The sequence below is a fragment of the Rossellomorea arthrocnemi genome, assembly GCF_904424705.1.
GTDB lineage: Bacteria > Bacillota > Bacilli > Bacillales > Bacillaceae_B > Rossellomorea > Rossellomorea arthrocnemi.
This window is the reverse complement of the sequence record NZ_CAJGBF010000010.1, coordinates 66,326-88,997: the sequence shown is the minus strand read 5'-3', so window position 1 is coordinate 88,997 and position 22,672 is coordinate 66,326. Positions and strand designations below refer to the sequence as shown.

Here is a 22,672-nt window from a genome sequence, read left to right as displayed (position 1 = left end):
ATTTACATTTGCTTCATCTTATCCTGAACCTGGTCCCGAAGTGCTCTCTTTAAAAATTTCCCAACTGATGTTTTCGGGATCTCCTCAAGAAACAGGATCTCATCGGGCAGCCACCATTTAACAAACTGAGGCTTTAGAAAATCCATGATTTCCTCTTTGGTCACCTGATCTATCCCCGATTCTTTTAATACGACACAGGCGATAGGGCGCTCCTGCCATTCCTCATGCGGCACTGCCACCACAGCGGCTTCAAAGATATGTTCATGGGCCATGAGTGCATTTTCGATATCCACAGAAGAAATCCATTCCCCACCGGATTTTATCAGGTCCTTCGTGCGGTCTACGATCTTAATATAGCCCTCTTCATCAATGGTGGCAACATCGCCCGTATACAGCCAGCCATCACGGAACGCATCCAGTGTCCTTTTATCCTCATAATACTCGGACGCAATCCAGGGACCTCTTAAGGCAAGCTCCCCCATTTCAATACCATCCCAAGCCACCTCCCCGTCCTTCCCAACAATTTTCATATCCAATCCAGGGACGAGGATCCCCTGCTTTGCTTTCAACTCAAGCTTCTCTTCTGCAGAAAGATCGTCATGATAGCTTTTAGATGCAGCAATCACAGCCAGCGGACTGGTCTCGGTCATTCCATATGCATGCATGAATGGGATGCCGAACTTCTCTTCAAATGAGCGGATCATCCCTTTAGGGGCTGCTGATCCTCCACATAAAATAGATCGAAGGCTTGAGAGATCATAATCATTTTTCTCCAATTCGTTGAGTAATCCAAGCCATATCGTTGGTACACCGGCAGAAATGGTCACCTTCTCATCCTCCATGAGCTTTGCAAGCAGTTCAGGGGTAAAATATGGTCCGGGCAGAACCTGCTTTGTACCGAACCATACTGACGCAAATGGAAGTCCCCAAGCGTTCACATGGAACATCGGAACAACCGGCAGGGCTACGTCTCTTTCGCTGACACCTGTTGTATCAGCCAGTCCCAATGCCATAGCATGTAACACGATGCCGCGATGGGAATAGATGACCCCCTTAGGATTACCGGTCGTTGCCGATGTGTAACACATTCCGGCAGGAGCATTTTCATCTATATCCGTGCGGAACGGGTAGGAAGGATCTCCTTCTTCAAGTAATCTTTCATAGTGATACACCGGTTCAAGTGTCGTTTCAGGCAAATCCCCATCGGTCATCACAATAAATGCTTTAACCGTGGAAATCTGGTCTTTGATCTTTTCAATGAGCGGAACGATATCCGGATCGATGAGCAATACTTGATCCTTGGCATGATTGATAATGTAAACGATATGTTGGGGTGATAAGCGGATATTAATCGTATGTAGGACAGCACCACTACACGGTATCGCAAAGTATGCTTCCAGATGACGATGGTGATTCCAGGCAAGTGTCCCTACTTTATCTCCTTCTTCAACTCCGAGTTTCGAAAGGGAGCTTGCTAGCCTCCGTGTCCTTTCACCCCACTGTTTGTATGTGAAGCGGTAGATGCCGGATTCTGTTCGGGAAACAATTTCTTTCTTAGGAAAATACTTTTCAGCTCGTTCTATCATTTGTGTCAAAAGCAGAGGTGTTTGCATCATATTCGATCTCTCCCCTCAATATGGTAAGCGTTTCCAAAAGTCGCCTGATTACCTATGTCTATCTTACTAATTCTCCTTTCATGATGATATATCCTTTATGCATGGGTTGAAATATTCCTGTAATGAACTAGGAAACTGAAGTCATAATAATAAAAAGTTCTTTTCGCAAAGATTGTTGTTTTCTTACATAGGAACTGCCAAGGCTTTGTTTATGTGTGATTGCGATAGATGGCGATGGGTACGGCTTCGCTTTCCGGCGGACGAACGGCCAAGCCTCCTCAGCTTCGCTTCCGGGGCCTCGGCACGCCCGTATTTCCGCAGGAGTCTACGCCGTCCCCCTCACCATCTTGAAGAGATAGCGTGACAGAGCTTAAAATTTGGATCTTACTATTAGCTACAATTAGCCACTGCACAAGATGCAAAAACATGTTTTCTCTACGTGTATGCTAGTTGGTTACTCCTCCATACCCAGAAAGTTGATTGGAACGGAAGGTGCTCGACTCCTGCAGAAAACGCTGGAAAGTACGAAAAGCGGAGGCGGCTTGCACAGACCCGACAAGCATAAGATGAATTTGGCCAGGAAGGCGCTCTTTGCCTTCTTGGACTATATCTTATGACCTCGAGGGCTAGCCGCCGTAGCTGGACAGGTGAGACCCCGCAGTCGTAAGTGAGGAGCCTCACTGCCAGCCCCGCGGAAAGCGAGCACCTGCAGCGGAAATCAACCACCACTCTCTACTTTGTGTAGCAACAAGCTTTACAAAAAGAGCATGATAAAAAAACACGCCACTCACATGAAGAGGCGTGTTTCTTTTTATGAAAATAACTCATTGAGAATCTTAATTTTCTTGTCAGTATACTCTTTGAATCCAAGGTTATAGGCATTGGGTTCTTTCGGGTTGGCAAAATGGGTGATCTTTCCGCTCCTGGGATCGATGAATTTACTTGCCGCCCCGCAGCCGATGCCTATGATGGTTTGAACTTCCTCCATGATCATGATGTTATAGATGCTATCCTGACCGGGAAGGGCGTAGCCTACATTCTCCAGGTTGCCGAGAATGTTTTTCTGACGGTATAAATAGTAAGGCTCATAGCCATGTCCCTTCGTCCACTCTTCTGCCAAATTCATCATCTTCTCAATCTCAAGGCGGTCAGCCACTTTGTACTTGTCTTTATTCTTCGTCATTTCAGAAGCCCTCTTAAAGGACAAGGTGTGAACCGTCAACGATTCCGGCATAAGCTTCCCGGTTTCGTCCAGTGAATGCTGAAGCTCTGGAAGCTCTTCACCAGGAAGACCGATAATCAGGTCCATATTGATGTTGTTCATTCCCATTTCACGGGATAAATGAAACTTATCAATCGTCTCCTCGACTGTATGATGGCGGCCGATCGCTTTTAACGTTTCCTGGGTATACGATTGCGGATTGATGGAAATCCGGTCGATATTCCATTTGTTCAGCACCTCTAGCTTATCCTCGGAAATTGTATCCGGTCTTCCTGCCTCGACTGTCACTTCCCTTACTTTATCGACAGCAGGGAAGGAGCGGTACATCTCTTCATACAGAGCATCCATTTCTTCTGCGGTGATGGAGGTAGGGGTGCCGCCACCGTAATAGATGGTTGTTATTTTAATATTTTTTTCCTTCATCCAGCGTCCCATTTCCTGGATTTCGTAGTGAAGCCCGGCAAGGAACGAATCGACACGACCTTGTTTACCCAATATCGCGTATGCAGGGAAAGTACAGTAAGCACATTTGGTCGGGCAGAACGGGATGCCAATATAAATGCTCACTTCATGCTGCAGATCGTAGAGATCCGGTACGACAGACAGCTGACGATCTACGATATGTTGCATCAGATCAATTTTTTCATCTGTAATAAGGTATTCTTTTTTCAATGTTGCATGGATCTCTTCTTTTGGAACTCCGAGCTGAGTCTGCTTATGTAAGAGCTTCGTTGGCCGGATACCCGTTAAGATCCCCCACTTCTGCCTGATCCCCGTCAAATCCTGAAGAACATTTAAATACACATGGGAAACGGCGGTTTTCAACTGTTTGAAGCGCTCTTTCTCATTTTCATACGGAGTCCAGTCATGTTCATAATGGGCACTGTACGATTGCTCTTTTGAGGATTCCGTTAATACGGCTGCCGCCTCTATATTTTCAGCTGTTGAAAGTTCTATATGGACTTGAAGGTCAGCATTGTCACATGAACCAAAATGAACCTGAGTCTCTTCAAAGAATAAATTGGCTATCAATCGCAGGGGGCGTTCAAAACGCTCATCCTCGATTCCTTTTATCAAAACATTCACGTTGTAATCACCTTTCACAAAACTAATAAGCTTTTATAAGTGTACAGAAAGGGGTGGGAATGGTCAATGGTACGAACCCCTGCTCCAATAAAAAGAACACCCCGCACTTCTTATGGAAATACGGGGTGTTCTCTCTTATGATTTAATGATATTCATTTTCTTCAGGAAAGGGATCGGATGTTGTTTTCGGAATAACTCATTTACAAAGTACGGGATTCCTTTTTCAATCTGACTCCTGGTGATCCAGTTCGCCGCTTTCTGCACTTGCTTAGGAGCATCTCCCATGGCAACCCCGAGGCCACAGCATTCCATGGAATCGATGTCATCTATACCCGACCCGACCATCACGATTTGATCCTTTTTCACTCCAAGGCGTTCAGACAGATACATCAGACCACGCAGTTTTGAAACACCCTTCGGTACGATATCCAGTTTATAGTCAGAAGTCGGAATAGCGTCCACTTCTTCATACATCCCTTTTAAAGAAGCAACCACGTCCCAAACATCTTCCCTATGCTCCATCACCACCGAAATCTTCGGTACAGACATTGGATTCTCCAAAAGATGATCACTTACCCGCTCCACAAACTGCTTACTGTAAAGTAATTTCGATTCTCTTTGCCACGAGACCTTTGCCAACTCCTTTGCCTGTGTATTGGTTTTACCCACGATAGATCTCTTCTCATGGGACAAGTGTACCTGGCAAGAGAAACCTTCAAGAAATTGTGAGATTTCATAGGTAATGTCCTCTGCCATTTTTTTCACATACATCGGTTTTTCAAGCTCGCCTGCAATATAGGCACCGCTATGAGTAACAATCGGGCTATCAAGCTTCAGGGCTTTGGCTACTCTTTTAGCTGAAGCAAAGCTCCGGCTTGTAACCAATGTGACTGGAACCCCTTTATCTTGAACGTACTCAATTGCTTCCTTCGTTTCCTTTGCAATTTTTCCGTTTTCATTCACGATGGTGCCATCAATATTTAATGCCAGCATTCTATAGATCATCATTGGTGTCCCCCTATATGTTGTCTACTCCCTTTCTTTACTTTTATGAAGGAAGATAGACAAATATGACAAGGCCCGGGATCGGAAATAATGACTATTCGTGACAAAAAGAGAGATGGATCGTTGGACAGCTTAGAAAAAGGGGTTGAAACTGGGGTTAAGTGAAAATTCCTTTACGATATTTCTTATAATGGGACTTTGGAGAATGTATATGCCTTTCGCGCGGAACGATGATTGCGTCGTTTTCGGGCTTGATTGCGTCATTTCCAACATAATTGCGTCATTTTTTCTTTAATTGCGTCATTTTCGCCCTTAATTGCGCCTTTTTGAAATAAATGGAAAATAACTTGCCAGTTGCACAACAAAAAAACCGACTCCCCATCAGGAAGTCGGTCCCTACTCACACTAATTATTTTTGCATAGAACCGTAAAGTTCTTCAAGCGGTTTCATGATGACTTTGTTTAAGTCATTGATGACCATGCTCATGCGTTGCTCAGCTTCCATAAGCTTAGCGATTTTCTCATGTTGTTGAACAAGTTGGGCTGTCTTTTGAGCCTGCTCCACTTCTTCCTGAGAAATTTCTTCTCCGCTCATTTGTTTTTGCTGAAGCGTCATTTGGATGTTTCTGAAGTTTTCAAACATCTTGTTAGCAGATTCGTCATTGTTTACTTCATCATACATTTTTTTCAATTGTAAAAATTCATCACTCTGACGCATTGCACTTTCTAATTCGTTCGCTTGATCGTATAAGTTAATAGCCAAAATACGTACCTCCTATAATTTCACTCTCCCTCACTATAACAAACAATAGTGCGGAATTCTAGGAAGGACCCTTAAACAGCGTAAATCAGGATATCAATAGCGCGATCATTCCCTGAACGATTCCGATCACTCCCCCGAGCAATGCCCCGAGATACGTGATCATCTTGAACTCTCTTCGTGAAATGCCAAGTACAAGTTCTTCCAATCTTCCAACAGAAAAGGATTCAACCTGCTCCTGAACGATATGCTGCAGGTGCATCTTCTCCATCAAGTTTGGGATCTTCTTGGATAATAGGTCCGTCCCTCTATCCACCCATCTTGGGAGCTGGATGTTTAAGAAGGTTTGCTTGTGGGGCTCGAGCCAGTGGCTGAGCGGCTTGGAGAGATGTCCATCAATGTTGACGAGTTTGACAAGTGAGGTTTCCACCGTCTGGATCAGATCCCTTTCCGGCAATCTGTCGATGAACTCCTCCAGTTTCATTTGTTTCAGCTTCGCCCACTCTTTTGTCAGCAGATTAAAGAGGATCTCCTGTGTTCCTTCATGCTTGATGAACTTCACGATTTCAGGCTGCACTTTATCCGCAACCGACGTGTTACCGAGGAACATACCAAGCATGTTTCCAAGCATGCCTCGTTCTTTCAAGAAATCGTCGATCATGATTTTCACTTTCATCTTTCCTTCCGGGCTTGTGAAATAGGATTCAGCACGGTCAGCGATAAAATCGACCAGCTTCGGAATACTCTCTGAAACCTTTTCCTGCCACCTTTCAGGAAGTGCTTCTTCGAGTCTTTTTGAAGTATAAGACATCTTTGTATCCTTTATCTTTACTTCAATCCAGTCCTCCAGCCATTCATTGAGACGAGCTGAAGAAACGGGGATTTGAAGGATATCGAGCCATTCGTTCGCCGATTTATCCGATGTGAACACCGGCTCTAGTTCTTCGGAGAGCCAAAGGGTCACATCTTTTTGAAAGTCCTCATTCATCACTTTTTTCTGAAGGCTTTCCGGGGTGATTAAGTGTTCCACCACCATCTTCCCGAGTTGCTCCGCCAATTCCCCACGACGCTTCGGGATCAGTCCAGGTGTGAATGGGACTTTGAATTTTCCGATATAGTACGCCCGATAAGGCCTGAATAACATTTTTATAGCTAATGAATTGGTGACTCCCCCGATGAGGGCACCAACGATAACCATGAATAATACTAGGATGAAAGCATCTAGCATGAGTGCACCTTCCTTTTCTACTTCTCTCGTTTGAACATTTTGCCCATGTTTACATAGAATGCTATATCAACATTAGCCCAATAAATCATTATAAAATCAATCTTGCGGGTTATGCAAACGGGGAATGCCAGATGAAGTTAAAATGTTCATTTATCTCGCACAAAAATGCGAATGACCACCATCATTTTTATATTCCAAAAAAATTGATGGACCGCTACCCTTTTCAACGGTATATGACTTTGAAATGCGGAAGCTCTCTTCTCGATGTAATATGCATGGAAACAAAAGCCGATTCTTTACAGATTATGTTGGATACCTCCGATTCATTATTCGCATCCATTCCAACCCTTGAGAATATATGGATCTCCATTGATACACGGAATGCCTTCATTCATATGGGACCTGTGGTGGCGCTCTTAATCAATCAATTCCCGTTGCACACCATCAGTACACACTCTTTAAATGAATATTTTACAGAGTGTCAGGAATGGTTTCAACGAAAAGGTGGATTTTTCTACCTGCTTCCCCTTTCCTCTTTCCTCGGGAGTGAAGAGGAAGGTGTTTATTATAACGGGGAGGATTGGGAACAAGCTTCACTCCCTTCTCCCAATGTGATATACAATCGGTGTCATTCAAGAAAAATAGAGCGGACTCCTTCCTTCCATAAGGCGCTTATTCGCTCAATGGACCAGGACATTCATCTGTTCAATTCCGGGTTTTTGTCCAAAGATCAGGTCTACAATGCTTTAAAAGACAGCCCCTCCATCTCTCAACACCTGCCTGAAACCGTACAGGGATTCAGTTCATTGGAGAAGATGCTTACCTTCTATCAGGATGTTTTCATCAAGGGGATTAATGGAAGTAAAGGACGCTACATCATGCGTATCAAAAAAAGGGATGATGGATTTCACATGCAGCAAAATTCATTTTCGACCGAGAACCTTCTCACCTTCCCTACCTACCCGGCTCTTTATAAACAGATTAGGACCTGGTGCAACAGTCCTGCTTATTTAGTTCAGGAAACAATCCCTTTTCTTACAGTCGAAGAAAAGCCATTAGACTTTCGCTTTCTCTGTCATCAGAATCGAGACGGTGAATGGGAGTTGATTTCATCGGTGGCACGGATTGCTGCCCGTGAACAATTCGTCGCTAATGTCGATCAGGGAGGGCGGATTGAAAAGCCTCTACTAGTCTTGCAAACATTATTTTCTCCTCAGAAGAGCGCTGCCATAATGAAAGAGATGAAGGAATTATGTATAAATTCTTCTTATCTCCTTGCCGATAGCCTTGAAGGGCAATTCGCAGAGCTTGGCATCGATGTCGGTGTAGATGAAAGGGGAAAACCGTGGCTGATCGAAATCAATTCCAAACCATCTAAACGAACCTACTTAGAGAACGACCGAATTCGTCCGTCGGTTAAAGCACTTTATGAATTTAGTTTTGCCAAATGGATTAAATAAGGAGGAATACCACGATGAATCTCTCACTTGGCATCATGACCCTTACACCACAAGTGACGAACGAATACTTTCTCGAAATCGCAAAACGATCCCTTTCCTATCCAATTGACCTTTACCTGTTTTCTCCACAGGAGATATCTCCTTTAAATGAAACCGTGGAAGGACTTCATTTCGACAGAGTGACGGGGAAATGGGAGAAAGATGCCTTTGAAATCCCGGAATATATCTATGACAGAACATTTTATCAATATGATATGAAGTCTCGGCAAGCAAAAGCCGTGGTTCAATGGTTGAAAAATCAGAAGCAATTCCGATTTCTAGGATACGGATTACCAAACAAATGGCATTTGTACGAAAAACTCAAGCAAACCTCCCTCTCCCCCTATTTCCCAGAAACATTCTTAGTATCCGATGTAAATCATTTATTAAATCTTCTGGTCAAACATACAGATATTATAATCAAACCCGTCGATGGGGCACATGGATTTGCCGTTTACCATCTCGTGGTCCGCCCAAATGAAATCCTGGTTCGCACAACCAAGAAACAAGGAATCGTTGAGCAATCCTTTCAAAGTGAAGAAAACTTCCTTAAATGGGGTGAGCATATTCTCAAGCAGCACACGTTCATTTGTCAAAAAAGACTGCTCAATCAGACAAAAGGAAATGCACCTTTTGATCTGCGCATTCTTCTGAGTAAAGATCATGCCGGACAATGGAGGGAATTTCAGCGGGCGGTCCGTGTAGGTGAAGAGAATGGGATCCTGACGAATATCAGCCGCGGTGCTTCCTACCTTTCCTACAGTGATTGGAAAAATACCCATGAATTGATTTCGTGGGATTTTATTGAAGAAGAACTTACAAGTATCTTGGAGGAATTACCGTTGCTTCTTGAGGAACATTTTTCAACTCTATTTGAAATTGGGGTCGATCTGATTATCGGGAAGGATCATTCCACATGGATTCTGGATATGAACTCTAAACCTGGACATAAAATAGTGGATGCATTGCAGCCAGAAAAGCTTTCATCATTGTACAAAGCACCATTGGATTATTGCGAATTTTTATCCTCACAATCTCTTTCATCCTTAAAGCGAGGTGATTTCTAGTGCTTCATACGTATAAAGTCGAACAATTTCAAGAAAAAAAAAGCATTCTTTACCTGCCGTCCGGGTTCAGGCTCTGCCAAGACATCCTCCCGCAAACAGTGATTCTTGGAACCAGAAGGGAATCTTCCACTTGTCAGCGCCACCCGAATGGTCGTAATGTAATGGGGATCAGCACTGGTTTAGCGAGAAAGCTTCACCTTCCTTCTAAAGTGGAGTCCCTCTCCCTCTTTTGGAAGGATGAATGTTTATACGTAGGAGTACTGATTGGAATTTTCACGGCAGGATTCACAAGTTTCCGATTAAATCCGATCGGTCAACGTACCCACTTCTTTAAGAAACTCTTATCGGTTCAATCTTCCTTGGGTGTCATTCCATTTGTATTTGGAGAAGGTCATATTGATTGGGAAAATGGACTAATAAAAGGATCTTTTCATTTTGGGGAAGGATGGGAAATCGAAGAAATCCCCTTTCCGAACGTGATATATGACAGACTTCCAAACCGGCGAAGTGAGAAGAGGAAAACCTATCAAATCCTGAAGGAAAGATTAGAGAGAGAATACGGCATTCCCTGGTATAATCCAGGATTTTTTAATAAACTTGATCTATTTGAAAGATTGGAAAATGATCAGACGGTTCAGCACTTCCTTCCTGAGACACGGCCATTCCAATCCTTTGATGAAATGGAACAAATGCTTACCGCTCATCATCATATTTACCTGAAGCCGAAAAATGGAAGTCTCGGAAACGGGATCCACAAAATTACGTACAACCGGTCGTCCGAAGAATATTATTGCCGTTTCAGGGATCATGATCAGAAGAATCGTTTACTTAAATTCAAATCACTGGAACAGCTATCCAATACAGTGTTCAAAAACCGGAACCTGGACTCCTTTATCGTCCAGCAGGGTATTTCTTTACTGAAAGAGAATAATCGGCCCATCGACTTCCGTATCCATACGAATAAGGATGAAGAAGGAAACTGGCAAGTCAGTGCAATGGCCGGTAAGGTCGCCGGATCAGGAAGTGTGACGACACATGCAAATAATGGTGGGGAAGTAAAAGTCCTCTCCGAACTTTTTCCCGATGAAGGTGAAAGACATACCATTGCGCATGCATTAACGGACGCAGCTTTGATGCTATCCCATGCAATCGAGGAGAATCTTGAAGGCTATATCGGGGAGATTGGATTCGATTTCGGTATAGATAACAACCATCGTATATGGATGTTTGAAGCTAACTCAAAGCCCGGCAGATCAATATTCTCACACCCTGACTTAAAGAGTTTTGATTTATTAACAAGAAAGCTCGCCTTGTCATTTGGCATCTTCCTCACTCAGCATAGCTTGCAGCATCCCGAGGAAATGATCCCATGAACATCCTTTACGACAGGCTTAAGAAGACCTTTTTCCATGAGGAGGAATCCATTAAGACATTCGGATTTGCAAAGAACTCTTTTCTTCTCTCCTCTAAAGATTCCAATCAGTGTTATACATTTACGGTTTCAACCCGGGAGAATCGTCCAGCGATCCCCTTAATCGGTATTGTCTCAAGTAAAGAAGGCAGAAGTAAATACAGGGGGAACTTTGAATTATTCCGATCGATTCAACTAGACGTGGAACAGGCGGGAGGAATCTGTTTCGTCTTTTCCCCCCAGGATGTTATTGGGGATTCCATTGGGGGGATCATGTATAACCATGTTTTAAACAAATGGGTAAAATGCCTATTCCCAGTTCCAAACGTCATTTACAATCGGGTCCCGTCACGGCACGCTGAGCAGAACCAGTCATACGAAAGGCTACTTCAATTTATAAAGAAGCATAAAATCCCTTTTTTCAATCCACACTTTTTTAACAAATGGGAAATCTACGAGTTGTTATCCAAAAATGAAGGCCTCAAAATATATTTGCCTCAGACCGAACTAGTTACAGATGAAGCTTCCTTTACGCGATTCCTGACCACTCACCAGAAAGTGTATGTGAAACACTCTCTTGCTTCACAAGGGAAAGGAATCAGACTGATTGAAATCGATCCAAATGGTGGGATTCTATGTAAAAGCATCAAGAAAATGGAGAGGTTCGTATCAATCTCCCGCCTTCATCAAACGTACAGGGAATGGTTCACAGACCATCAGTGGATCCTGCAGGAAGCAGTCCCTTGTAAAACATTGCACGACCACCGCTATGACTTTCGCATATTGGTCCTTCACACAGGTGAAGATTTTCGATTAATCGGTATAGGTGTCCGTATGTCACAACGTCAGGAAGTCACTACACATGTCCCAACTGGCGGTAAAATCATTTCATTAAAGGAAGTAGCTGATACGAAAACAAAAAAAGAAATTTCGAGGATCGTTCAAACCTGTGGGGAAGAGCTGTCCAAATCCTTTGGCTATGTTGGGGAGTTCTCCATCGACCTGGCTCCAAGGGAACAAGGAGGTTTCGTATTGTTCGAAATCAATTCAAAACCCATGAGTTTTGATGAAATAGACATTGAAGCCAAACGGAGACAGCAACTTGTCCGTACGTTCCTTACTCTAAGTGCAGAAAACAGTGAAGGTTGAATCTTCGTGAATGACACAAGGTTCAACCTTATTCTTCATCATTTATCGTAAGGAATTATAAATGGTTGAAAATCTGGTTGCATGTTCTTGTTCATCCGTCATGGCAATAAAAAGGGGCTTATAAGCTTGTTGATTGGGAATATCAAGGAGCATATCCCGGTAAAACTCTCCCGCCTCCAGTTCATCCTTCAGTGCAAGAAGAATCCCTTCTTTAAAGGTGGTGAACCCCACCTTTTCTTTCTTATGCTCATAATACTCTCCCGTTAATAAATAATGAAGATATTGAAACATTTCATAATGCTCTTTTTCATCCTTTTGGGCATGTTCGATAAACTCCACGTATAGCGGATTATTGGTTCGCACTTTTAGCTCTTTATAAAAATAATAACCTGTCCATTCATCACTTATCGCTTTTTGCAAATCACGAATAAACGAATTCATTCTTCGTCCCTCCCCTGTCTCTTCAGTAAATTCTATTAGAGGAGCTACCTATTTATGATACATTTCCGGGCGAGTCCTACACAGTCGGAGTTAAAACGTTTACAATATGAATGGAGGTGATGACGATGATCCAACATTTTCAATATAAGAGCATGTTCGAAAATAAACAACTGCCCGGCTGGACGTTTTCCTTTTACTTCCGCGGTACGAAATATACTGGAACGTACCATAAGGACGGGAGAATCGAATGGAACGGGACCTTTCCTCCTGCAGAAAAGGAGGAGGACCTTAAGAAGCAGCTCCACGAACTGATGCTCTTCCATGTTTATGAGTGATGTACCCTACATAATTCTCCGGCCCAAAAGAATTTAATCCTGCTCCATGCATAAGTTCAGCCTCCTTTCTAAAACTAAAGTAAGGAGGCTGATAAGCATGAAAAAAGAGAATAAAAATCAATTCCTTCCAGATACAAATTACGAAGGAAAAGAAAAAGCATTTCTGGACGTCGACCGCTTTATCAACGAAGGCATGTCCGGAGGTTCCGTCCACATGAGGGAAGACACCACCAACATCGAACAAGCCATCGAAATCACAGACCACGAAGAACCACCGAAATAGAAAAGCGGAGGGGCTTTGCCCAGAGGCGACAAGCATAAGGAAGGCATGCCGGAAAGGCGCTCTTTGCCTTTTTGGCATGCCTTCCTTATGACCTCGAGCCTCTAAGCCCCGGAGCTGGACACTAGAATAGCGGAGGCGGGTAGATCAGGCCCGACAAGCATAAGACGAATCAACCGGAAAGGCGTTCTTTGCCTTTTTGGTTGATTTGACTTATGACCTCGAGGGACTAGCCGCCGTAGCTGAAAAAAAAAGCTGCCTATCAGAATTTCCCCTGACAGGCAGCTTTTGATTATCGGCTTTTGACTAGCATATTGACGGCTTCTTGAATCGCATCCTCTGCTTTTATACCCTCTTCTTCTGATTCGCGTATGCACGCTTCCAGATTTTTAGCCACTATGAGTCCAATTGTACGGTCAACGGCAGTACGAACGGCGGATAACTGAGTCACTACGTCCTTACAGTGTTTGTCATCCTCCATCATTTTCAATACACCGCGAACTTGACCTTCTAGGCGTTTCATTCGATTTGTAACTTCTTTAGTATATTCCATTCAGGACACCCCATAAGAATTTATTCGTTCTACCATGGTATTAAATTTAGTGTACTATTGCAATTATATATTCTTTGAATACTTCTACTATTTCAGTACAATGTCATTATAACCTTTTTCACTATAATAATGAACAAAGAGGGATCATATGTTTACACCTTTACGTAAAAAATATCCTGGTGCCATTATCCAACACCATTATCCAACCGGCCCTGAAACCACAAAGGTTTGGTTTACTAACAAACAAGAAGAGGAATATATAGGGATCGATAAATCCCAGATTTCACCCTCCGAATTGGATTTGTTACAATGCTTATTTACTGAGATTCCCCTACACTCGGGAATAGGGAATGAATCTCAGGCTTCAGTAGAGTGGTATAACTATTTAATTGAAAATGGGCCACTCCCTTCTATAACTGACGGAGAGTACCGTATCATTCAATTCAGTATGAAGGAAGTTCAGAATCAAATCCAATTGCGAGAGGCGTTTCAACATTTGTTGCCACATGGGACGATCCTTGTTTTTCAAGCTGATCGTACGGGATTGCTCATAGAAGAGAAAAATGAATGGGCAATGGACGAGGAGCAATTACTGTCAATATCCCATGTCATTGAATCGGACTTTTTCGTAAGCCCTTCTTTTTATATGGGGCAGTTTCATGCAGTTAATTCTCGCTTCCCTGCTTTCTTTGAATATGAGCGGGCACTGTTTTCTTTCTCTAAAACCATTAACAAGCAGGCGTTGGTCCAAACGGCTGTGACGGTCCTGCCGGCATTCGTCCTCCATCATCTTCCACAGGAATGGGAGGAACATATTTTTAAAAAGGTCGTCGACGTCTTTAATGAAGACCCCGACCTGATTCACACCATTAGGGCTTTCCTCGAAAATCAATCCAATATCAGTCAGACTGCCAAGAAATTATTTATGCATCGGAATAGCGTCCAGTACCGGATCGACAAGTTTATCGAAAAGACAAATATAGATATTAAAAGCTTTCAAGGAGGGATCCTTGCCTATTTTGCCTGTTTAAGCTACCAATCTGACAACCTGCCCAATAATGTTTAGGCAACTTTGTGCAGGTTGACCATATCGTTTTGAATCCGCTTTCTTTACAATATATCTATAGATGAAAACGATTGCATTTCAAGGAGGAGAAAATAAGTGGCTGAATTAAAATTAGACCATATCCACAAAATTTATGATAGTAAGGTAACGGCGGTAAATGACTTTAATCTTCACATTCAAGATAAAGAATTTATCGTATTCGTAGGTCCTTCTGGTTGCGGGAAATCAACGACTCTTCGTATGATTGCGGGACTTGAAGAAATCTCTAAGGGAGATTTCTCTATCGATGGCAAGCGTGTAAACGATGTGGCTCCAAAAGACCGTGACATCGCAATGGTTTTCCAGAACTATGCCCTTTACCCACACATGAGCGTATATGATAATATGGCCTTTGGTCTTAAATTACGCAAGTTCGATAAGCAGGAAATTGATCGCCGTGTGCAGGAAGCGGCTAAGATCCTGGGTCTTGAAGCACTTCTTGATCGTAAACCAAAAGCATTATCAGGTGGTCAACGTCAGCGTGTGGCCCTGGGTCGTGCCATTGTCCGTGATGCGAAAGTGTTCTTGATGGATGAGCCTTTATCGAATCTTGATGCAAAGCTTCGCGTACAGATGCGTGCAGAAATTGCCAAGCTTCATCAACGTTTACAAACCACGACGATTTACGTCACACATGACCAGACAGAAGCCATGACAATGGCAACACGCATCGTTGTCATGAAAGATGGAGTAATTCAACAAGTTGGTTCTCCTAAAGAAGTTTACGATAAGCCTGAAAATGTCTTCGTAGGAGGATTCATTGGATCGCCTGCTATGAACTTCTTTCACGGAACCCTCGACGATGGGCAATTCTCCATTGGAAATACGAAGATTTCTGTACCGGAAGGAAAAATGAAAGTACTTCGGGAACATGGTCATGTAGGAAAGAGCATTATTCTGGGTGTACGCCCTGAAGATATTCATGATGAACCTCTTTTCTTAGATACTGCACAAGGTGCGAAAATCACTGCGAAGATAGAAGTATCTGAATTAACGGGTGCTGAAACCATGCTTTACTCTCAATTTGAGGGTCAAGAGTTTGTAGCCCGCGTTGACTCCCGTACAGATATCGTTGCCGGTCAAACAATTGAGTTGGCGTTTGATATGAATAAAGCTCATTTCTTTGATTCAGAGTCTGAGTCAAGGATCCGATAAGAAGTTGATACTAAAATGGCGCACCCTTTCAATCGGGTGCGCCATTTTTATTAAAATTCCGTCAAATCTATGCTTTTCCCCTCTTCTTCCCCACACCGGATGCATGTAAAGAGATGAAGACATGTATCAGAGCAACTGCTGTTCGGAATCCCGTCTGCTAATTGTACGTGCTGTATATCCATATAAGCACTGTACTCATCGTAATAATCATAATATCTTCCCTGATCGGTTGTAGAGTCTCCGCACTTCTTGCAAAGTCCCCTATATTCAACGATCCCGTTACATAATGCGCAAGCTTTCATGCTGTGTCACCATACTTTCAATCTAATTCATTGTATAGTGTTATCCTTTTTACATTCACGTTGATTTATGTAGAAAACTTAAAGGGATTTAACAGGAATAAATTCCCTGTCTCCACACTGAATATAATACCTCAAACAAACCATAATACCTAGTAACAAGGCAGAAACAAGCCTTCTCCCACCCCACTCGATGGGTTACACCATACTAAGATGGCCGTTCATGGAATAACGGGCTGGTGCAATTCCAGCTAACCCAACCAAAAAAATCTTATACATTTTAAGGAGATGACAGATTATGCAACAGCAACAATCTCGCAGCAATTCATCTAACCAACTAGTAGCTCCAGGAGCTCAACAAGCAATCGACCAAATGAAGTACGAAATCGCTTCTGAATTTGGCGTACAATTAGGAGCAGATGCAACAGCTCGTGCTAACGGTTCTGTAGGTGGAGAAATCACTAAACGCCTCGTTCAAATGGCTGAACAACAAATCGGCGGCGGGTACCAAAAATAATTAGCAATTTCATATGAATGGATCAAGCCTCCGGTCTTTGACCGGGGGCTTTTTGTTTATCAGAAAAACACTTTTTTGAGTCAATTCTTCCGATCACTTATTTTTGACCATGCTTGCCGGATCGATCCATTTATCATATTGTTCTTCTGTAAGATAACCTGATTCAATGGCTGCTTCTTTTAATGTTGATCCTTTTTGGTGTGCTTTTTTGGCAATCTCGGCTGATTTTTCATATCCAATGTGCGGATTTAATGCTGTTACAAGCATGAGTGATCGTTGTACGAAGTCTTCAATTACCTCTTTATTAGCCTCTAATCCTCTCACACATTTATCGTTAAAAGATTTTATGCCATCAGTAAGGAGGCGCACTGATTGAAGCATGTTATAAATGATGACCGGTTTAAATACATTAAGTTCAAAATTCCCTTGACTGGCGGCAAAACCAATGGCTGCATCGTTTCCGAAGACTTGTGTTGCGACCATCGTCAATGCCTCGCTTTGTGTCGGATTCACTTTACCTGGCATGATTGAACTGCCCGGTTCATTCGCAGGTATCGTCATTTCTCCAATGCCACTTCTTGGCCCGCTCGAAAGCCATCTTACATCATTCGCAATTTTCATGGTATCTGCCGCCAAAGCCTTAACGGCGCCGTGTACATACACGATTTCATCATGGGATGTCAGGGCGTGAAATTTATTATCTGATGAAACAAACTTGATACCCGTCTGAAATTCTAGTTGTTTTGCCACCTTATCACCAAATGTGGGGTCTGCATTGATTCCTGTCCCTACAGCAGTTCCCCCGATAGCCAAGTTAACTAAACGCTGTACACTTTCTCTCATCATACTATATGATTTTTCCATCATGGAGCGCCAACCACTGATTTCCTGTCCAAGTGTTAATGGGGTAGCATCCTGGAGATGTGTACGGCCGATTTTAATAATATCCTGGAATTGAACCTCTTTTTCTTTCAGTGTGGCAATGAAATCCTGCAGCACAGGAAACAGTTTTGATTCGATTTCCTGATAGGCCGCTATATGCATGGCTGTAGGGAATGTATCATTGGAACTTTGAGACATATTCACATCATCATTCGGATGGATTTTTTCTTTGGAGCCTGTATCAGCCAGAATTTCATTTGCACGATAAGAAACTACTTCATTTACGTTCATATTGGATTGGGTTCCGCTTCCCGTTTGCCAGACAACCAGGGGGAAATGGGCATCCCATGTCCCTTCCAGTATTTCCTCACAGGCCTTCCCAATCGCCTCTGTCTTCTCTTTCGAAAGTTTCCCAAGTGAATGATTGACGACTGCTGCCGCTTTTTTCAGCTGTGCAAAGGCATAAGTAACCTCCAGGGGCATTTTCTCTGTTCCAATCTGGAAGTTTTCCTTACTCCGTTGAGTCTGGGCTCCCCAATATTTGTCTTTTTGTACCTTCATTTCTCCGATTGTGTCCCGTTCAATACGATATTCCATTCTCATTCCTCCCTGTAATAATCTAACTACTACCATATTTCCACTAATTCGTTCTATCTAACCTTTTTCTGAAAAGTTTATTAGGAACTTCCCGGATTATTCGTACAAAATGAGTATTTTGGGGAATGTTGGTTTTTGGGTTGATTTAATGGCTCCTTCACCTAAGCCTGTGTTAAATTGTGAGCTCCAATAATTAGTATCATCAACCAGCCTTAAAGAATACAAAAAAAGATGAATGAGTATCATCCTCATCCATCTTTTTGGTAACGCTATTGAATTAAATTTAAAAATTGCTTCGTACGTTCATTTTTAGGATTTTCAAACACTTCCTGAGGTGAGCCTTCTTCAACAATATAACCGCCATCCATAAAGATGACTTTATCAGCCGCCTCTTTCGCAAATCTCATTTCGTGGGTCACGACAACCATCGTCATACCTTCTTCAGCAAGGTCTTTCATTACCTTCAGGACTTCCCCCACCAATTCAGGATCAAGGGCAGAGGTTGGCTCATCGAAGAGCATCACTTGGGGTTCTATTGCCAGGGCTCTTGCAATTCCAACCCTCTGTTGCTGTCCTCCTGACAGCTGGAATGGATAGTAATCCACCTTATCACCAAGGCCTACTTTTTCAAGTAATCGGATGGCTTCCTCCCTTGTTTTCGACTTGTTGCGTTTTTGCACCACAGTAGGACCTTCCATTACGTTTTCAAGTGCTGTCATATGGGGAAAGAGATTATAATTTTGAAATACCATCCCCGTTTTTCTTCTTAGCTGAAGGAGCTCCTGCTTTGATACTTTTTTGTTAAAGTTAATTGCCGACCCTTCTATGGATACGGTCCCGTCATTCGGGATTTCAAGGGCATTTAAACACCGCAGGAAGGTCGTCTTCCCAGAGCCTGAGGGACCGATCAGGACGATGACCTGTCCTTTATCGACCTCTACATTCATTCCCTTTAATACTTCTAGCTGATCAAATCGTTTCGTTAATCCTTTGATGGAAATCATATTCAATCTCCTTTAAAATTACTTGGCAATATAACGGTCCAGCCGATTCTCGATGCGCCCTTGTATGATGGATAAAATAAAGCAGATGATCCAGTAAAGCAGGGCTGCTTCCATGTACATGAGCAGGAATTCATAGTTAGTCGCAGCAATCTCCTGGGCTTTTCTGAACATTTCCGTTACAAGGATCAATGAAGCAAGTGACGTATCCTTCACCAGACTAATGAATGAGTTTGATAATGGTGGAATCGATACTCTCGTCGCTTGTGGCAGGATGATCCTTTTTAATGCCTGTGAATAGGTCATTCCGATCGAATATCCTGCTTCCCATTGTCCTTTCGGAATCGATTGGATCGCTGCTCGGACGATTTCTGATGAGTAAGCACCTTTATTTAATGAAAAGGCGATGACAGCAGCGGGGAACGGGTCAAACTTGAGCCATTCTATACCTGTTGAAGGCATCCCGTAAAATATAATGAATAATTGCACTAACAATGGCGTACCACGGATGGCGGACACGTACACTCTTGCGATTCCTCTTAATACACTGATACTTGATAATCTTGCGAGTGCCGTCAAAACAGCCAGGATCATTCCCAAAACAAATGATATAAGCGCTAGAGGGATAGAATAATACAAAGCTCCCTTTATCATCGGAAGCAGGGAGCTTTGTAGAATATCAATCATTGCTTGAGGATCCTGGTAAATACTACTTAGGAGATACATCTTCTCCGAACCACTTATCAGAGATCTCTTTGTACGTACCGTCTTCCATCATTTCCTCCAGCGCTTTATTTACTTCTTCAACCAATTTGTCATTCCCTTTACGGAACATCAGGCCACTTTGACCAGCATCTTCAGCTTCAGCCGCAATTTTGATGTTTGCGTTCGGCTGTTTCTTTAAGTAGTCAAGGATTGAAATCTTATCGTTCACTGTCACGTCCACTCTGCCCTGTTCCAGAAGTTGAACGGACTGGGCAAGACCTTCCACCCCTTGGATTTTCGCACCGTTCTTTTCAGCAATATCACGGTAGTTACTTGTCAGGGATTGAGCTGAAGTCAGTCCTTTAATATCTTCAAATGAATTAACATCCTTGTTGTCTTTTGATACAACCACTACGGCACTTGATTCGATATATGGTTTAGAGAAGTCATATTTCTTCTGGCGGTCTTCACGAATCCCCACCTGGTTTGCAATCATATCAAAACGCTTGGAATTCAACCCTTCAAACATAGCATCCCATTGAGTTTCCTGGAATTTTGCCTCAACACCAAGACGTTTGGCTACTTCACGGGCGATTTCCACGTCAAATCCGGTCAGTTTACCCGATTCATCATGAAATGTGAAAGGAGGATATGTACCTTCCGTCCCTACTAGTAATTCCCCATCTTCCTTTACCTGATCGTAAAGGGATGTCTTTTTCGAATCACCATTTGATTCTTCTTTATCTTTAGATTGACCACATGCAGCTAATACCATGGATAAGGTGATTAACATTATGATGGATAATTTCCACTTCTTCATCGTAAAACCCCCACTATTCTTATCGGATTTAAATCTGTTACGAATGTCATCATAAAACGATACCGGAAATAAGTCAACAATAAAGTTTCATATCGAGATGTTTTTCTTCACACCTTTTAGTATGTATCCTTGAACACACATTCATGTAAAAATTTCCGATTATAAGATACACTATTTTTTATAAAGAAACGGAGGTTATGAAGATGAAAATTGCTTTATTTGGAAGCACTGGTCGAGTCGGCTCCGTCGTATTTCAGCGAACTATGTCAGAAATGGAAGTCAACCGGTTGGTGCGGAGAGGAAATGGCCAAGCCGCCTCCGGTACGGAGATTGTCGGGGATGTGATGAACGAAGAAGATGTGATGAAAACCGTCCAGGGCACTGACGCTGTGATCAGCTGCCTAAATACAGATAAAAATGACGTCCTCTCAAGAAGTATGCCAATCCTGTTAAAAGCGATGAGAAGTCATGGTGTGAAACGAATCATCACATGTGGGACGGCGGGCATCCTCCAGGCCAGGAAAGATTCAAGACTCTACCGCTTCCAGTCTAATGAATCGAAACGAAGGAGCACGACAGCTGCTGAAGACCATTTACGAGCCTTTTTAATGCTGCAGGCATCAGGAATGGATTGGACCGTCGTATGTCCTACCTATTTGCCAGATGGAGAGAGACTTGGGAATTATAGAACTGAGAGAGACGTTCTTCCCGAAGGTGGAAAAAGCATCTCCACATATGACACAGGGGATTTCATATTTCAACAATTGTCAGATGACTCCTATAACAGATGCCGGGTGGGAATCTGTTATTGAATATGTTAACAAAAAGAAAAACGGGACAGATAATAGTCCCGTTTTCATATTATTTAAAAATGGTAGAAATGATTTCGTCGGTGCTCATGCCACTTTCGACTTCAAAAGTACCAGGGCGTAAATCATTCTCCAGCCCCCGTTTTTCAACTTCTTTGTAAAAGTCCAAACCACTATTGATGATATTGGCTTTCTCCAGGGCATTCCCGACGTCGATGCTTGTCATCCCTGATGAAACGGTGAGCATCGTTTTGTAAATCACCTTGCCGTCGGTGTTTTCTTCTTTTTTGTCCGTTGCTTTCTCATCCTGCTTTTCGTTCATAGCACTAAGCTGCTTGTTCCACTGATCTTCCGTATGTATGACATAGCCTTTTGAGGTCAGCTTCTTCACCATCTCGTCCTCAGACACCTTTTCAACTTTTGCCGGTTCTTCTTTCCCGGTACTCTTTGCTTCAGAAGGGCCAAAAAGATACACCGCCCCAATCAGAGAGGTGGCAATGAAGATCCCTGCAGCAAAGCTCCGCAATGAATTCGATGTCACTGTCATTGTGCCACTAAGCCCCTTTCGTTCTTCTGAGCCATAAACGGCGCAAGCATAAGCTCTACTTCATTAGGCTTGAGCTTTGTTTTTCCTGCTATGCTTTCAATGGAATAGCCTCTTTTATACAAATCAAGCATCTCACGCAGCAGATCGCGCTCCTCGGATGCAGCTGGCGCAGCCCCTGCCTGCTGAGCTGTTATTTCTGCGTCCAATTGAATATTCCGTAGCTGCTTCTCCAGTTCATGCACTTCATTCAACACAGAAATTGATACATGCTCTATCTGTTGCTCTACCTTTGAGTTGGTTTGTGTCGTTTTAATAAACGATAAAATGAGCAGCACAACTGCTGTCCCAAATAAAATGGCGATTACCCACCCCATCATAGGATCCTCCCTTTATGAAACTTTTTTATCAATTAAATTATACATTGATATGGGAAGAAATTCGATTTAAAACGACAAAATCCCACGAAAGTCCTGTTTTCTTAACAGGAAATTGTATTTTCACTCTTATGGTCACCCTCAGATCCGCAGGATATTTTCAACTTTTCCTTTTATTTTCAAAACCAACATAAATCGTACAAAAAGAA

Annotated in this window: 24 protein-coding genes; 10 read left to right on the top strand and 14 right to left on the bottom strand. The window is 42.8% G+C overall.

The genetic code is table 11. The features are described from left to right. Positions 1 to 2 precede the first annotated feature (2 nt). From BAA9072_RS14490 to BAA9072_RS14470, 5 genes are all read right to left on the bottom strand, one after another. Positions 3 to 1,616: a long-chain fatty acid--CoA ligase gene (locus BAA9072_RS14490; protein ID WP_201715399.1), complete on the bottom strand. Its 1,614-nt coding sequence runs from the start codon at positions 1,614 to 1,616 to the stop codon at positions 3 to 5. A gap of 811 nt (positions 1,617 to 2,427) precedes the next feature. Then, positions 2,428 to 3,924: a coproporphyrinogen III oxidase gene (locus BAA9072_RS14485; RefSeq protein ID WP_201715398.1), complete on the bottom strand. Its 1,497-nt coding sequence runs from the start codon at positions 3,922 to 3,924 to the stop codon at positions 2,428 to 2,430. Between the two features lie 135 nt (positions 3,925 to 4,059). After that, entirely contained in the window at positions 4,060 to 4,932 is an 873-nt protein-coding gene (locus tag BAA9072_RS14480) for a Cof-type HAD-IIB family hydrolase (protein WP_330999295.1), read from the bottom strand. Positions 4,933 to 5,338: 406 nt separating this feature from the next. Then, entirely contained in the window at positions 5,339 to 5,692 is a 354-nt protein-coding gene (locus BAA9072_RS14475; RefSeq protein ID WP_201715397.1) for a YlbF family regulator, read from the bottom strand. A gap of 85 nt (positions 5,693 to 5,777) precedes the next feature. Then, positions 5,778 to 6,917, bottom strand: coding sequence for a DUF445 domain-containing protein (locus tag BAA9072_RS14470; protein WP_201715396.1), 1,140 nt, complete (start codon positions 6,915 to 6,917; stop codon positions 5,778 to 5,780). A gap of 131 nt (positions 6,918 to 7,048) precedes the next feature. On the opposite strand from BAA9072_RS14470, the gene BAA9072_RS14465 reads away from it, so the two are divergent. The 4 genes from BAA9072_RS14465 to BAA9072_RS14450 are packed head-to-tail and all read left to right on the top strand — an operon-like array spanning position 7,049 to position 12,043. Beyond that, positions 7,049 to 8,377: a YheC/YheD family endospore coat-associated protein gene (locus BAA9072_RS14465; RefSeq protein WP_201715395.1), complete on the top strand. Its 1,329-nt coding sequence runs from the start codon at positions 7,049 to 7,051 to the stop codon at positions 8,375 to 8,377. 14 nt (positions 8,378 to 8,391) lie between these two features. After that, entirely contained in the window at positions 8,392 to 9,483 is a 1,092-nt protein-coding gene (locus tag BAA9072_RS14460) for a YheC/YheD family protein (RefSeq protein ID WP_201715394.1), read from the top strand. Then, positions 9,483 to 10,856, top strand: a complete 1,374-nt coding sequence (locus tag BAA9072_RS14455) for a YheC/YheD family endospore coat-associated protein (RefSeq protein ID WP_201715393.1) — start codon at positions 9,483 to 9,485, stop codon at positions 10,854 to 10,856. The genes BAA9072_RS14460 and BAA9072_RS14455 overlap by 1 nt, the downstream gene beginning before the upstream one ends. Then, the gene (locus BAA9072_RS14450; protein ID WP_201715392.1) at positions 10,853 to 12,043 is read left to right on the top strand and encodes a YheC/YheD family endospore coat-associated protein; all 1,191 of its coding nucleotides are present in this window, start codon (positions 10,853 to 10,855) and stop codon (positions 12,041 to 12,043) included. The genes BAA9072_RS14455 and BAA9072_RS14450 overlap by 4 nt, the downstream gene beginning before the upstream one ends. Positions 12,044 to 12,085: 42 nt before the next feature. Here the strand turns inward: BAA9072_RS14450 and BAA9072_RS14445 are convergent, their stop codons facing one another. Beyond that, entirely contained in the window at positions 12,086 to 12,484 is a 399-nt protein-coding gene (locus tag BAA9072_RS14445; RefSeq protein WP_201715391.1) for a ferritin family protein, read from the bottom strand. Between the two features lie 125 nt (positions 12,485 to 12,609). Here BAA9072_RS14445 and BAA9072_RS14440 point away from each other — a divergent pair, with 125 nt between their 5' ends. Together BAA9072_RS14440 and BAA9072_RS14435 are read left to right on the top strand one after the other, a co-directional pair. After that, positions 12,610 to 12,819, top strand: a complete 210-nt coding sequence (locus BAA9072_RS14440; protein WP_201715390.1) for a YheE family protein — start codon at positions 12,610 to 12,612, stop codon at positions 12,817 to 12,819. Between the two features lie 97 nt (positions 12,820 to 12,916). After that, on the top strand, positions 12,917 to 13,102 hold the full coding sequence (locus tag BAA9072_RS14435; protein WP_201715389.1) for a hypothetical protein: 186 nt from the start codon (positions 12,917 to 12,919) through the stop codon (positions 13,100 to 13,102). 289 nt (positions 13,103 to 13,391) lie between these two features. Here BAA9072_RS14435 and BAA9072_RS14430 read toward each other — a convergent pair whose 3' ends face one another. Then, positions 13,392 to 13,652 carry a metal-sensitive transcriptional regulator gene (locus BAA9072_RS14430; RefSeq protein WP_201715388.1) on the bottom strand — a complete coding sequence of 87 codons (261 nt, stop codon included), beginning with the start codon at positions 13,650 to 13,652 and terminating at the stop codon, positions 13,392 to 13,394. 148 nt (positions 13,653 to 13,800) lie between these two features. Here BAA9072_RS14430 and BAA9072_RS14425 point away from each other — a divergent pair, with 148 nt between their 5' ends. After that, positions 13,801 to 14,718, top strand: coding sequence for a PucR family transcriptional regulator (locus BAA9072_RS14425; protein ID WP_201715387.1), 918 nt, complete (start codon positions 13,801 to 13,803; stop codon positions 14,716 to 14,718). A 96-nt stretch (positions 14,719 to 14,814) separates the two neighbouring features. Then, positions 14,815 to 15,912, top strand: coding sequence for an ABC transporter ATP-binding protein (locus tag BAA9072_RS14420; RefSeq protein ID WP_201715386.1), 1,098 nt, complete (start codon positions 14,815 to 14,817; stop codon positions 15,910 to 15,912). Positions 15,913 to 15,962: 50 nt separating this feature from the next. On the opposite strand, the gene BAA9072_RS14415 is transcribed toward BAA9072_RS14420, so the two are convergent. Then, the gene (locus BAA9072_RS14415) at positions 15,963 to 16,214 is read right to left on the bottom strand and encodes a hypothetical protein (protein ID WP_201715385.1); all 252 of its coding nucleotides are present in this window, start codon (positions 16,212 to 16,214) and stop codon (positions 15,963 to 15,965) included. A 295-nt stretch (positions 16,215 to 16,509) separates the two neighbouring features. Between BAA9072_RS14415 and BAA9072_RS14410 the strand changes: the two genes are divergently transcribed. Next, complete coding sequence (locus BAA9072_RS14410; RefSeq protein ID WP_201715384.1) at positions 16,510 to 16,728, top strand: alpha/beta-type small acid-soluble spore protein; 219 nt, start codon at positions 16,510 to 16,512, stop codon at positions 16,726 to 16,728. 93 nt (positions 16,729 to 16,821) lie between these two features. Here the strand turns inward: BAA9072_RS14410 and fumC are convergent, their stop codons facing one another. The 4 genes from fumC to BAA9072_RS14390 form a co-directional block, all read right to left on the bottom strand. Then, entirely contained in the window at positions 16,822 to 18,207 is a 1,386-nt protein-coding gene (gene fumC / locus BAA9072_RS14405; RefSeq protein WP_201715383.1) for a class II fumarate hydratase, read from the bottom strand. Positions 18,208 to 18,476: 269 nt separating this feature from the next. Then, entirely contained in the window at positions 18,477 to 19,211 is a 735-nt protein-coding gene (locus BAA9072_RS14400; RefSeq protein WP_201715382.1) for an amino acid ABC transporter ATP-binding protein, read from the bottom strand. Between the two features lie 18 nt (positions 19,212 to 19,229). Further along, a complete protein-coding gene (locus BAA9072_RS14395; RefSeq protein WP_201715381.1) occupies positions 19,230 to 19,934 on the bottom strand; it encodes an amino acid ABC transporter permease in 705 nt (234 codons plus the stop codon). Further along, positions 19,918 to 20,733 (bottom strand): amino acid ABC transporter substrate-binding protein, encoded by an 816-nt coding sequence (locus tag BAA9072_RS14390; protein ID WP_201715380.1) that lies wholly within the window; start codon positions 20,731 to 20,733, stop codon positions 19,918 to 19,920. Before BAA9072_RS14390 ends, BAA9072_RS14395 begins: the two co-directional genes overlap by 17 nt. 203 nt (positions 20,734 to 20,936) lie before the next feature. Here BAA9072_RS14390 and BAA9072_RS14385 point away from each other — a divergent pair, with 203 nt between their 5' ends. Further along, the gene (locus BAA9072_RS14385; RefSeq protein WP_201715379.1) at positions 20,937 to 21,545 is read left to right on the top strand and encodes an NAD(P)-dependent oxidoreductase; all 609 of its coding nucleotides are present in this window, start codon (positions 20,937 to 20,939) and stop codon (positions 21,543 to 21,545) included. 49 nt (positions 21,546 to 21,594) lie between these two features. On the opposite strand, the gene BAA9072_RS14380 is transcribed toward BAA9072_RS14385, so the two are convergent. Both BAA9072_RS14380 and BAA9072_RS14375 read right to left on the bottom strand, forming a co-directional pair. After that, the gene (locus BAA9072_RS14380; RefSeq protein WP_230980875.1) at positions 21,595 to 22,089 is read right to left on the bottom strand and encodes a hypothetical protein; all 495 of its coding nucleotides are present in this window, start codon (positions 22,087 to 22,089) and stop codon (positions 21,595 to 21,597) included. After that, positions 22,086 to 22,466 (bottom strand): hypothetical protein, encoded by a 381-nt coding sequence (locus BAA9072_RS14375; protein WP_230980874.1) that lies wholly within the window; start codon positions 22,464 to 22,466, stop codon positions 22,086 to 22,088. Before BAA9072_RS14375 ends, BAA9072_RS14380 begins: the two co-directional genes overlap by 4 nt. Positions 22,467 to 22,672: the final 206 nt, after the last annotated feature.